Genomic DNA, 12,459 nt, shown 5'->3' with positions numbered 1-12,459 from the left:
GACGTGCGCCCGTAGGTCGACGACCCGGCAAGTCATCAAACGAAATCTCAAATGAAAACAACCATGAAAAGCGCAATCATCACAGGAATTACCGGGCAAGACGGAGCATATCTTGCCGAGTTCCTGCTCGAACAGGGGTATCAGGTTTATGGCACCTATCGGCGTACGAGCTCGGTCAATTTCTGGCGAATCGACGAGTTGGGCATCACGAACCATCCCAATCTGCACCTGGTCGAATACGATCTTACCGATTTGAGCGCGTCGATCCGCCTGCTCCAGTCTTCGCAGGCAACCGAGGTGTACAACCTCGCCGCTCAAAGCTTCGTCGGCGTGTCGTTCGATCAGCCCGTCACAACTGCAGAGATTACGGGTATCGGGCCACTAAATTTGCTGGAAGCAATTCGTATCGTGAACCCCGCGATTCGTTTCTATCAGGCGAGTACCTCCGAAATGTTCGGCAAGGTACAGGCCATTCCACAAGTGGAGTCGACACCGTTCTATCCACGCAGCCCGTACGGCGTAGCCAAGCTTTACGCGCATTGGATCACGGTAAACTACCGCGAAAGCTACGGCATCTTCGGTTGCAGCGGCATTCTCTTCAATCACGAGTCACCGTTACGCGGTCGTGAATTCGTCACGCGAAAGATCACCGATACAATCGCGAAGATCAGGCTCGACAAGCAAGACGTGCTCGAACTCGGCAACCTCGATGCGAAACGTGACTGGGGATACGCAAAGGAATACGTGCGTGGCATGTGGAAGATGCTGCAGGTCGACGAACCCGACACCTATGTATTGGCCACGAATCGTACCGAAACCGTTCGCGACTTCGTCACGATGGCCGGTAAAGCTGCCGGTTTCGACCTCGAATGGGAAGGTGCCGATGAAAGGGAAATCGGCATTGATCGGGCGAGCGGCGCAACCGTCGTGCGGATCAACCCCAAGTTCTACCGGCCGGCCGAAGTCGACCTGCTGATCGGTGATCCGCAAAAGGCAAATGATCTGCTCGGTTGGAAACCGGAGACTTCGCTGGAGCAGCTGTGCCAGATGATGGTCGAGGCCGACATTCGTCGTAACGAGTCCGGGTTTTCGTTCTGACACGATGACGGAGCGCACGTTGCAAGAGACCAAAGCATTCCCGGGGCGAGTCATTTTCGACCATCTGCCCAAAACCGCAGGCCAGGCGATCAACAACTGGCTCGCCAAATCGCTCGGCAGTGGGTGCGTGACGACCAATCTCGTCGGCGAGCATGCTGCCCTCGTCCGACAATACGGCGGTCGATATTCCATCATCTCTGCGCACGTGATTTTCCGTCACGGAGAGCAACTCGATCCGCGCTACCAGTACATCACGCTGCTTCGTGAACCACTTGATCGTGCGATCTCGTGGATCTATTTTCTGATCAACAACGTTCCTGAAGACTCCGAGACGCGCCCGCTTATCGAAGGTGCGCGCAAGTTCCTCGAATCAGAAGGCGAAGAAGCGACGCCGGAATTCTTCGATTCCGTACGCTCTCCGTACGTAGAACATTTCTCCAGGGTGGCCGGCCACCCATCGGATAACGACCAGACCAAACTTGCCTGTGCGCTCGCCGCCATCAGCCGCTACGAAGTGGTTGGCATGTATGAGCACATGTCGGAATTCATGCGCGATGTCGCACGTCTGGTAGGTATCGAGCCGCTTGAGCGACTTGGAAAAGTCAACGTCACGAGCAGGCGCCCCAAGGCAACCGAAATCAGCCAAACGCTACGCGAGCGTCTGGTCGAACTCAATCGACTGGATCTGGAGTTCTACGACCACCTCTCCGAATTTCGTCAACAGCGGTCGGTGCATGAACCGGCCACGCCTGCGCAGCCGCTTCCAGGATGGCGAAAGTTCGACGAACCCATGCCTCGAGTGCTCAATACCCCAGACGTCAGCGTAGCGTTCATTTCACTACAAAACGGAACTCGGGTTCGTCATGGCGTAGCGATGACCTTCGATATCGAGTTCCTGCTTACGCGCCCGATCGAGGATCTGGAGATTACCCTCTCGCTGATGGACGAGCATGACAGCTGCGCGTTCAGCATCAACAGCACGCAGATCGGTACACCTCTGCTAAACGCCGAAACTGGCTCATATCGATTGAGCTTCAAAGTCGCCGCCATTTTGCCGGAAGGAAACTATTTCGCAGGGTTCTCGTTTACCGAACGATTGCCTGGACACTTGAACGAACTGTTCTGGCAAGACCATGCGTGCGAATTTAGGGTCTATCGGGACGTACCGATTCCGCACATGGGCTACATGTACCTGCCCTCCGAGCTGTCTATCAGCCGGGTCGGGTCTGTTCAGGACGATATTGTCGTCCAGCATCCTCAGGGCTCGATCAGTACCGATATCGCAACGCTCGAAATCGCCAGCGGAAAGCGTACATGTGTTCCCGTGCACATCTGGAATGAAAGCGACTCGGTATGGATCGGCGACAAATTCCGTCCAGTCAAGATTGCATATCACTGGCGGCGCGATAGCGGCGAGATAGCCGTCTTCGACGGCTCGCGTTCCTCACTGCCCGATGGCGGCATTCCTCCTCGAACCCAGATATCAGCGGACGCCTGGATCGAAGCTCCGGAATTGCCTGGCCGATACATTCTGGAACTCACGATGCTCCAAGAAGGTATTTACTGGTTCGAAGAGCGGGGGTTCCGAACCGGATATGTCGAAGTCACGGTCACTTCTGCGGAATAACATGACACGCAAAGCACTCGTCACCGGTATCGCCGGCTTTACTGGCCGATATGTGGCAGCCGAGCTGGAGAAGGCCGGTTATATCGTATGTGGCACGGCTCACGGGGCTCAAGAAGCAAGCTCATGGCCAACGTTTGCTTGCGATCTGCTGGACCGCAAACAAACAATTGACGTGATCGCGCGCGAACGCCCGGATATCGTCATCCATCTCGCCGCGATCGCATTCGTTGCGCACGGCGACGTCGATGGTATGTATCGAACCAACGTCATTGGCACGCGCAATCTTCTTGACGCATTGGCCAGATCTTCGCACAAGCCTGCGTCCGTCCTTCTCGCGAGCAGCGCGAACATCTACGGTAACGCAGCACGCGAGCCGGTGGATGAAACGGTTCCGCCGAGCCCCGCCAACGACTATGCTGTGAGCAAGCTGGCGATGGAGTACATGGCCGCGCTCTGGATGGACAAACTTCCTATCACGATTGTGCGTCCATTCAACTACACTGGTGTCGGTCAGTCCGTGGCATTCCTGCTTCCCAAGATCGTCGATCATTTCAGGCGGCGCGCGCCGGTCCTTGAGTTGGGCAACATCAACGTTGTGAGAGACTTTTCCGACGTACGCATGGTCGCCGGCGCTTACCGAAGGCTCGTGGAACACGAGATATGCGGTCAGGTCGTCAACGTGTGCTCTGGAACCGGACATTCTCTTGAAGATATCCTCGATACTATGCGGACGCTTACCGGATATGCCCCGGAGATTCGGATTAATCCGGCGTTTGTTCGATCCAACGAAGTTCGTCGTCTGGTCGGCAGCAAGGCGCGCCTTGAGACACTCGTCGGTTCATTGAATACGATTCCGCTGAAAGATACACTGAACTGGATGCTGGAGCACGGCGAATGAACGTCGTCCTGGCAGTCGACGCCATCCGTCCGCCGCTGACGGGGATTGGCCGCTATGCATGGGAGTTGGCGACCCACTATCACCGCTCCCCGAGTTGGAAAGCGTCCGCTTTCTGTATGGCGATCGCTGGGTTGCAAATCCCACGAACCTTCTTGCAGGAACGGCCGGGGAGCCGCGTCGCAGAGGCCTCTTCAGGCCTCTGACTAAGGCATGGCAAACGTGGTCTGTCAAGCAACGCACATCACGCAGCCTATTTCATTCTCCAAACTATTTTCTACCGTCATTTATCGAGCAAGGCGTGGTGACCGTGCATGACCTGTCCGTTTTCAAGTATCCGGAAACTCACCCGGCCGCACGCATCCGGCAATTCGAATCGCAATTCTCCTCGACGCTCGCTCGAGCGCACCACTTGATCTCGGATTCTTGGGCAACCAGAAATGAGATCGTTGAATATTTCGGATGGCCGGAACAGTCGATCTCGACTGTCGAGCTTGGCGTAGCGCCTGAATTTCATCCACGTACCACTGAAGAACTTCTCATTGCGCTGCAACCACTGAACTTGGGTCCAGGCACTTATACGCTTTGCGTCTCGACACTGGAACCGCGCAAGCGGATCGATCGCCTGCTGAGCGCTTATCGCGATATTCCCGCCGATCTTCGCACCCGATATCCGCTGGTACTCGCAGGCAGCGACGGGTGGCTCAACGAATCACTGAAAGCGGCAATCGCCACGGGAGAACAAGAAGGATGGTTGCGCTACCTAGGATTCGTGCCCGAAGCGATACTACCGGTGTTATACGCCGGCGCACGCGCATTTGTCTTTCCATCGATATATGAAGGCTACGGCCTGCCGTTGCTGGAAGCGCTTGCCAGCGGCATCCCTTCCCTTTGCTCGAATCGGTCATCCCTTCCTGAGGTCGCCGACGGCGCAGCCCATCTTGTCGAACCGGATCATCACGAAGCCCTGCGCGACGGGATCGAGCATATCCTGACTGACGACACGTGGCGCACCAACGCTCGGACACGGGGCTTGGAGATTTCATCTCGACGCAGTTGGTCCCAATGCGCGAAGCACACTATCGACGTCTATCGTCGTGTCGCGTCTTGCTGAATGACCACACTGGAAGACTTCCAGCAAATGCCTGAGTGTTCGTTCAAGCCGACCGTTTCTGAATTTCCGATGCCTTTGCTGCATAGCGACTGAACGGTGGCCGGCGATGAAATACGTGCGTTGCCACCGCATGTTAAATTTCCGATCATCAGACTGGTGCCTTACTCCACTCAACATTCTTGTTAATTCAGTCGTTGCCGGCTGCGAGCGTGACAGCTCCCCAGTAACGTAGCCGTTCAATGGAAAAGTTTGACGAGCCCCTTAATACAACGATGGATACTCGGACAAATGGACAACTTTGCACGTCGCATCAAGCTAGTGAAATCGAGCCGATTGCAGGGCGAACCAACTAGACTGTTCGATCAACGAATGGCCGAAGGTTTCTGGGAGCGATTCGTTCGCCCCGGCATCGTGGTCGACGTCGGCTACAAAGGGGCCGCCGACTCAACACCGATCTTCGAGGAAGCGCATGGACTCGATATAGACACGCCAGGTTACGACGGTCGAAATCTTCCGTACGAGAATGACTCGCTGGGCACAATTCATGCCTCACATCTGCTAGAGCATATCGCGGACTATGGTTATTTTCTTCGCGAATGCATGAGAGCGCTCGAATACGACGGCACGCTTATTCTGTTTGTTCCACTGATGGACACGTATGAGCGTCGGCGTACGCCGCCCTCAGCGTTCAACGGAGATCATCGCCGCTTCTATACAGCAGCGCGCCTGCTCCACGAAATCGAGTCCTCCATTCCGCGCAGTACGTACCGAATCGCCCACTTGCGCGAGCGGTTCCGGACCGCGGACTTTCATCTACCGTCGGAGCAGCACGCGGAAGGGCCTTACGAGATCGAATGCGTAGTCGAAAAAATCAGACCGGACGGCGTTTACTGATCCGGCCTCGTCACATCACGAAGCTCACTCCATGCGCTCAGTGCCTTGTGCATTGTTCGGATGGCACACGTGACAAGCACCTGATACATCCGAATCCGAGCATCTCTACGATCATCAGGCACGAATCAGTTCGTCGAGTGTGATAGGCGCGGTGCCGACCTTGCCTACAACAACGCCTGCGGCCCGATTTGCAAGACGCGCAGCATCCTCGAGCGTATACCCGTTCGCAAGTGCTACCGCCAGCGTGGCGATCACCGTGTCGCCTGCACCTGACACGTCGTACACCTCGCGTGCCTGCGCGCTGATCCTTGTGTGATGCCCGTTGACGAAGAGACTCATTCCTTCTTCTGAACGGGTAACGAGCAGCGCGCGCAAGTCGAGGTTTGCGCACAGCGCAAATGCCTTCTGCTCGAAATCCGCCTCGGAAGACCAACTGCCGGCCACCTGTGCAAATTCATCCCGATTAGGCGTCAGAAGCGTCGCTCCGTGATAGGCGGAATAATCCGTCCCCTTGGGATCAACGAGAATGATCTTGTCGCGCTCGCGTGCAATTCGCATCATGTCGAGCAAATGAGACAGTCCGCCTTTGCCGTAATCCGAAAACACCACCGCTTGATGCGCGTCAAGTTGTGTATCAAAGAGATCAACGATCGGAAGCAGCAGCTCGTGATCCGGTTTCTGTTCGAAATCAGCCCGTACGACCTGCTGGCCACGTGCCAGCACACGCAGTTTGACCGTGGTCTGAAAGTTCGCGTCGCGCAGGAACTCGCACCGGACCCGGGTTGCCTGAAGAACCTCAAGCAAATCCTGCCCCGCCGTATCGGTGCCGATCACCGAGATCAGGCTGCTCGTCGCACCCAGATTCGCAATATTGACCGCGACATTCGCAGCACCGCCAGCGGTAGTGTGAACCTTCGACACATGTACCACCGGCACCGGCGCTTCAGGAGAAATGCGCGTGGTATCACCGAACCAGTAGCGGTCGAGCATCACGTCGCCAGCAACGAGGACTGCCGCATTCGAAAGATTCAGGCTCATATTTTTGTTTGCAATACGTTCGGGAACACAGTCAACCACGGGCGACCCGGGCTGCGTTACGGGAGTGCAGTGAAAGCCGTTGCCAGATGATATGGCGTTGTTGACGGCATTTCCGCTCGCACGACCACGCCTTGCGGCGATAGACACTCGTGCCAGCCTTGCAAATGCAGGAAGCGGCTGCGAAAGCGTGCTATCTCGTGCTGCAACAACGCCTCGCCGCCGATCGACTCGTGAGTCGCAAGCGCGCGCAAGTACTCGGTTTGTGCCCAGATACGTTGGGTCGCATCGAGTATCCCGCCCTGCTCATCGACCGCGGCGGCAACGCCGCCGGTCTCGGGATCAACACCATACCGGCACGCAAACTCGAACGCGGATGAGAGCGACGCACGTAATCCGGACGCGACGAACGCCGGATGTGCACTGCCGAACGCCAAGAAATACCACTCGAACTGATGCCCCGGTTCGAACCGGTTACCCGTACTACCGATCGGCAACTCTGCAATGCAGCCGGTCGTCGGCTCGACGAAAGCGTGTGCAATTGCAGTGGCGAGTGTGTGCAAGCGCCTATCAAACATGTCGGAACCGGTTGCCGAGCCTGCGGCAAGCCACGCTTCCGTCAAATGCATCAGCGGGTTCTGCAATGGTGCGCTGACCACGACCGAGAAATCCTCGGACATTGCGGCATTTAGCAAGCCGGGGGCGTGCTCACCTACCGCAAAGCGCGTGTCGACCAGATCGACAGTCCGCTCCAGTACGGCAAGGGCCTCTGGCGATCCTGATCGACGCACATATTCAGCGGTAGCGAAGATCACGAACGCGTGCGTATACAAATCCTTTTCGCACTCCTTCGGCTTGCCGTTGACGCCTACGCTATAAAACCAGCCACCGTGTCGCCGGTCCTCGAAATAGCGTCGCAGCGAATTGAACAGTTGCTCCGCATGCGCCAAGTCGCCGGCCTGCGAAAAAACAAAAAGCTGCCTCGCACATGCCATCGCCCGATAACGGGTGGGCGGCAGTGGGCCGTGATCACGTGGAGAGACGGCTTCGAACGGTAGCTGCAATTCCGGGTTAAAACCCGGTCCGCGCCAAATCGGCAGGACTCGCTCGGAATAGTGAGCCCTAAGTGATGCGCCCGCGTCGCGCAACGCGGCGCTCGACTCCAGATCGTGCATTCGGCCTAGTCAGTTTGAGTAATGAAAACACACGAGGGCCGAGAGCGTGTGGTACCGGCCCCAAAACCGTGCACGCGCCCTTCCAAACTACCGGCCAGCATCGTGCTTACTTGAACGATTGCACCCCGTTGACGATCGGGTAAGCCACCGAGAACACGACATTCAGAAACTTCTGCAACTCGGCAACCGGCGCATTCGACACATAGAGCAAATCCTTGTTGTCGATCATGAAACTCTGCGCAACGAAGAACGAGTTAGGATCTCGTAGATTGACCCGATACACGACCGGCACCTTACCGCCAATCGTCGTACGAACGGGCTGATCAGGCCACGGCAGTGCATTCGCATCCTCAAGCCGGAAAATGAAAACGCCCTGCGCATCCGAGCGCGTGTCCTGCAGACCGCCAGCACGCGCCAAAGCCTGAGCAAGCGTGATGCCTTGGGCCTCGAAATTGACCTCTTCATTCTTGCCGGTGGCACCCAGTGCGGTAAAGCTGAATGGTTGATACAACGCCGTTACCACATCGCCAGCTCGTAGCGAAACGTTCTGACGCGGGTCCTTGATGATCGTTTCCAGTGGCTGCGACGCAACCTTGTCGCCTCGCGTAATCTGGATCGTGATCTTGTCGACCGGTTGCCGGACCCCGCCAGCAGATGCCAATGCATCGAGTACCCGCTCGCCGCGCGCACTGAGCTGCATGCGATTACTGCTCGCGACATCCCCGACAACCGTCACATACGAAGTTACGTTACGCGACAGTCTGACGAGCACCTGCGGGTCATGCGCGATGTTCTTCAACCTGGTTGCAATGTCACGCTGGAGCTGCGCGGGTGTGCGCCCGACCGCCCTCATCTGCCCCGCGAAAGGGATGTTGATCGTGCCATCGCCATCGATTACCTGCTCAGGCAATACCGTTACCCGTGCATTCGTCGCAGCCGTTACGGTGCCCCCCCTTGCTGGGCGGCCCCGAAAAGCGTTGCCGGTGGCGCCTCCCAGATCGAGACTTCAATCGTGTCGCCGACACCCAATTGCTCGCTGAACCGCGCACCTCCACCGAGCACATTGGCAAAATCCGCCGTTCGTCGCTCACTGAACAGCTGACGCGCAACGGCATCCGTCACATCTACGATCTGGATACCGTTTGGATTCGCTGACTGCGGCACCTGCTGAATCTGGGAGCGGCTGGGCCCGGATGTCGGGATGCTGGAGCAACCCGTAAGGAATGCCGCCGTCAACATGAAAGCGGACAGAGTGAAGCCGAGATACGGACGGGACATTTATTACGCTGATGGTCTGAAAAAATCAGCGCAGATTGTCGCATGTTGTCGAGTAAAATGGCACACATCCAATAAAGATCCGGCCGAACTTACCTGTTCAGGCTGTTGTTTTCTTCTTCTATTTGTCACTACTTCAGTGCCGACGATTCTCCTGGACGTCACGCGCCTCGTCGACCGGCTTTACTCCGGTCTCGTCCCCACCGGGATCGACCGGGTTGGTCTCGCCTATATCGAACGATACGGAGCAAGCGCTCGAGCCGTTCTGAGCGAGCGAGGATTCGTCACCATCCTAAATGAAAGGGATTCGCAACGCGTATTTTCGTGGCTGATGATTACGAATCGCAATCGGAGTGCTATCCGCAAGCTGATCGCTCGCGCAGTGCTACAACGCCCATGGGAAAAGCCTGTGACCGATGGCGTCCTGTTGCACACCAGCCACAGCGGCCTAGAATACCGGCGTTATTACGAATCGATGAAAAGACGTCAAATTCGTACGGTGTTTATGGTGCACGATCTCATTCCGCTTACGCACCCCGAATACTGCCGGCCAGGTGTCGATGCCATTCATCGGCGACGCATGCACACTGCCTTCGCCCATGCTGACGGACTCATCGCCAACTCCCAGGCCACATTGACGTCTATGGCCATCGAAGCGGATCATACGGGAATCCTTCTTCCTGCCAGTGTCGTTGCACCTCTCGCGACGGGATTCGCGCGCAGCACCACGCCGACCGCACCGCCTCTGGGCAGCCCGTATTTCGTCATGCTCGGCACCATCGAGCCGCGCAAGAACCATTGGTTCATGCTGCATCTGTGGCGCCAACTTACGGAAAAATTCGGAACCGCCACACCAAAGCTCGTTGTGATCGGACGGAGGGGCTGGGAATGCGAAAACGTAGTCGACATGCTTGATCGTTGCAATTCGCTTCGTCACACAGTCGTGGAAGAAAATAACTGTTCCGACGAGAAACTCGATCAATGGCTGCAACACGCACGGGCACTCCTATTCCCGTCGTTCGTCGAAGGGTACGGAATGCCGTTGGCTGAAGCGCTGGCTGCGCGCGTGCCGGTCATCGCCAGCGATCTTCCGGTATTTCGTGAAATCGCCGAGGATATCCCGGACTATCTCGACCCGCTCGACGGCCCCGGGTGGATCTCTCGCATCGAATCATATAGCCGCGACGACAGCGCCGACCGGAACGCCCAGCTCGATCGAATCCAGCGATTCCGTGAACCGACTTGGGCCGACCATTTCTGCAGCGTCGACAGCTTGATCAAGGCACTGCGTCAATGACCCCCCTCTCGCAGCCAGGCAGGTCGCCTGACAGCAACAGTCTCGACAGGAACACGGTCCGGTCAGCAGGAGACGTGCTGCCCCGAACGAATTGCGAGCCGGAAGCAAGCATCCGAAGCGAAGTACAACATGTCGATGGACGCGTGAACGTCACGTGGCCAGGACCATTCCAATCGCAATTGAGCCGCGGAACTCCACGACTGTCCTGGTTCAGTGCTCAGTTCCGGAAGTCCGGTCGACACCTGTTCGCCGACGCCCTGAACGAAACGCTGCAGGTCCCCTACGAGTACAGCACCAGTTCAGACTCACTGCTAGCACGTGTCGCCGCACTCTGTACGTGCCCCCTTCCGTCGCTGCCAAATGCAGCAACATCTCAATCATCGGGGCGAGTGCTGATCATCGACGAGCGCATTGTTTCGGCGCAAGGTGAGAAATCGCCACGTCGAAACGATCCGGCGGTTTTCAGGCGCATGGTCGCGACGGCTCGCGCGAATCATCGTGATGCAGACATCCGCTTTCTTCGGTCCAAGGACCTCGCGCACGGTGACTGGTTGTCGGCAATAACCGATGCCACGCTTCCGGTCATGGGCGCGAGTACGCTGCCCTTCCCCATGCTTCCCAAGGTCGATCACATTTATACATTGGGGGCGATCGAAGGCTTGTTTGGCTTGCTGACAGGCGCGTCTGTGCATGTTTACGGCGAGCCGTTCTACGCAGGATGGGGACTGACGCAAGACGAAAGCACCTTTCCCGGGCATCGTGCACGACCCACACTCGTCGAATTTTTCGATGCCGTCTTTCTCCGTCATTGCAGCTACCTCGATCCTGTGACACATGAGCAGGGACGTTTCGACCAGTTGCTGACGCATCTGGAGCTACAGCGCGCTGTTCGCTCGCGCTTCGCGGATCTCACGTGTCTCGCAGGTTTCCGATTTCAATGGTGGAAACGCCCATTTGCGACACCGTTCCTTGTCGCGGGTGGTGGCGTGTTGCGGTGGACGGCCAGACCAGACATCCACGATGCGACGGAATACGCAGTTCTATGGGGGGCGAGAAATGCCAAGGAACTTTCACCCAAGACACGCCACGTCAGAATCGAGGACGGCTTCATACATTCCGACGGCCTCGGTTCGGACATGTCACCTCCGGCAAGCCAGGTGATTGACAAACGCGGCATCTACTTCGACGCGAGCCAGCCCAGTGACCTCAGCGAGTTGCTGAACACAGCCGAATTCTCAGCGGCGGAGTTGGTGCGAGCGAAAAGCTTGCGCGCAAGCATCGTCTCCGCCGGTATCAGTAAATACAATCTCGGACGACGACTGCCGTCGTGGCGTCCCCCTCCCGGCACAACCGTCGTGCTCGTGCCCGGACAGGTAGCAGATGACGCCTCAATCAAACTAGGTACCGTCCATATACGCGATGTCGAAACGCTGCTTCAAGCAGTACGCCACGCTCGGCCATCAGCGTTCATCGTCTACAAACCGCACCCTGATGTCCTATCCGGCAACAGAAAGGGACTCGTTCACGCAGCGCAGCTTGCTGACATCGTCGACACTGACTCTGACCTGCTGTCGCTCATCGATATCGCTGACGAAGTGCATACGATGTCGTCGCTGGCGGGTTTTGACGCGCTCCTGCGGGATAAAAGTGTTTTTACCTATGGAATGCCGTTTTACGCGGGTTGGGGACTGACTCAAGACCATCTGCCAATTCCGTGGCGCCGCCGGACACTCACGCTCGACATGCTGGTTGCCGGAACGTTCATCCGCTATCCGATCTACTGGGACTGGAAACTTCGCCTATATACTACGCCGGAAGCTGCGATTCATCGGCTGGCGGCGCCAGCGGCCCGCCCCCTGACCGATATCGGGCGCAATCGATCGCGTCCGATACGCAAGATTTTCCGCTGGATCCGCAATGCGTCCAGCCATTTTGCCTGGCGTCTCCGAATGAATCGACACCCCGATTTCCGACATTCGATCGACGCCGCACTGTCTGTTGCGACCATCGACTCCATCGGACAGCATGAACAACGACATTCGTGACTGA

The 12,459-nt window shown here is 57.1% G+C and carries 9 protein-coding genes and 1 pseudogene; 7 read left to right on the top strand and 3 right to left on the bottom strand.

The window, feature by feature from the left end:
* Window positions 1-63: 63 nt before the first annotated feature.
* The 5 genes from gmd (at window position 64) to SY91_RS06030 (ending at window position 5,628) form a co-directional block, all read left to right on the top strand.
* Window positions 64-1,098: a GDP-mannose 4,6-dehydratase gene (gmd, locus tag SY91_RS06050; RefSeq protein ID WP_043887588.1), complete on the top strand. Its 1,035-nt coding sequence runs from the start codon at window positions 64-66 to the stop codon at window positions 1,096-1,098.
* Between the two features lie 19 nt (window positions 1,099-1,117).
* Window positions 1,118-2,725 carry a sulfotransferase family 2 domain-containing protein gene (locus SY91_RS06045; protein ID WP_023476323.1) on the top strand — a complete coding sequence of 536 codons (1,608 nt, stop codon included), beginning with the start codon at window positions 1,118-1,120 and terminating at the stop codon, window positions 2,723-2,725.
* Window position 2,726: 1 nt separating this feature from the next.
* Window positions 2,727-3,623: an NAD-dependent epimerase/dehydratase family protein gene (locus SY91_RS06040; RefSeq protein WP_043887589.1), complete on the top strand. Its 897-nt coding sequence runs from the start codon at window positions 2,727-2,729 to the stop codon at window positions 3,621-3,623.
* 298 nt (window positions 3,624-3,921) lie between these two features.
* Window positions 3,922-4,734: a glycosyltransferase family 4 protein gene (locus SY91_RS06035; RefSeq protein WP_023476325.1), complete on the top strand. Its 813-nt coding sequence runs from the start codon at window positions 3,922-3,924 to the stop codon at window positions 4,732-4,734.
* A gap of 288 nt (window positions 4,735-5,022) precedes the next feature.
* Complete coding sequence (locus SY91_RS06030) at window positions 5,023-5,628, top strand: methyltransferase domain-containing protein (RefSeq protein ID WP_124476139.1); 606 nt, start codon at window positions 5,023-5,025, stop codon at window positions 5,626-5,628.
* Window positions 5,629-5,742: 114 nt separating this feature from the next.
* On the opposite strand, the gene rfaE1 is transcribed toward SY91_RS06030, so the two are convergent.
* The 3 genes and pseudogenes from rfaE1 to SY91_RS06015 all read right to left on the bottom strand — a co-directional run bounded on the left by rfaE1 (window position 5,743) and on the right by SY91_RS06015 (window position 9,116).
* Window positions 5,743-6,666 carry a D-glycero-beta-D-manno-heptose-7-phosphate kinase gene (rfaE1, locus tag SY91_RS06025; RefSeq protein ID WP_023476327.1) on the bottom strand — a complete coding sequence of 308 codons (924 nt, stop codon included), beginning with the start codon at window positions 6,664-6,666 and terminating at the stop codon, window positions 5,743-5,745.
* 56 nt (window positions 6,667-6,722) lie between these two features.
* Window positions 6,723-7,829, bottom strand: a complete 1,107-nt coding sequence (locus SY91_RS06020) for an AGE family epimerase/isomerase (RefSeq protein ID WP_043887601.1) — start codon at window positions 7,827-7,829, stop codon at window positions 6,723-6,725.
* Window positions 7,830-7,944: 115 nt separating this feature from the next.
* A pseudogene (locus SY91_RS06015) lies at window positions 7,945-9,116 on the bottom strand (polysaccharide biosynthesis/export family protein).
* Between the two features lie 136 nt (window positions 9,117-9,252).
* Between SY91_RS06015 and SY91_RS06010 the strand changes: the two are divergent.
* Entirely contained in the window at window positions 9,253-10,410 is a 1,158-nt protein-coding gene (locus SY91_RS06010) for a glycosyltransferase family 4 protein (RefSeq protein ID WP_124476253.1), read from the top strand.
* A gap of 389 nt (window positions 10,411-10,799) precedes the next feature.
* Window positions 10,800-12,455 (top strand): capsular biosynthesis protein, encoded by a 1,656-nt coding sequence (locus SY91_RS06005; protein ID WP_260632420.1) that lies wholly within the window; start codon window positions 10,800-10,802, stop codon window positions 12,453-12,455.
* The last annotated feature ends 4 nt before the right edge of the window (window positions 12,456-12,459 follow it).

Source organism: Burkholderia cenocepacia, assembly GCF_014211915.1.
Lineage (GTDB): Bacteria > Pseudomonadota > Gammaproteobacteria > Burkholderiales > Burkholderiaceae > Burkholderia > Burkholderia orbicola.
Note: the sequence above shows the minus strand (reverse complement) of the source record. Positions and strands in the feature narration are given on the sequence as shown.

Bases quoted from the DNA above. Each gene is read 5' to 3' on its own strand.
- SY91_RS06030 (WP_124476139.1), top strand. From the start codon at position 5,023: ATGGACAACTTTGCACGTCGCATCAAGCTAGTGAAATCGAGCCGATTG.
- SY91_RS06040 (WP_043887589.1), top strand. From the start codon at position 2,727: ATGACACGCAAAGCACTCGTCACCGGTATCGCCGGCTTTACTGGCCGA.
- rfaE1 (WP_023476327.1), bottom strand. From the start codon at position 6,666: ATGAGCCTGAATCTTTCGAATGCGGCAGTCCTCGTTGCTGGCGACGTG.
- gmd (WP_043887588.1), top strand. From the start codon at position 64: ATGAAAAGCGCAATCATCACAGGAATTACCGGGCAAGACGGAGCATAT.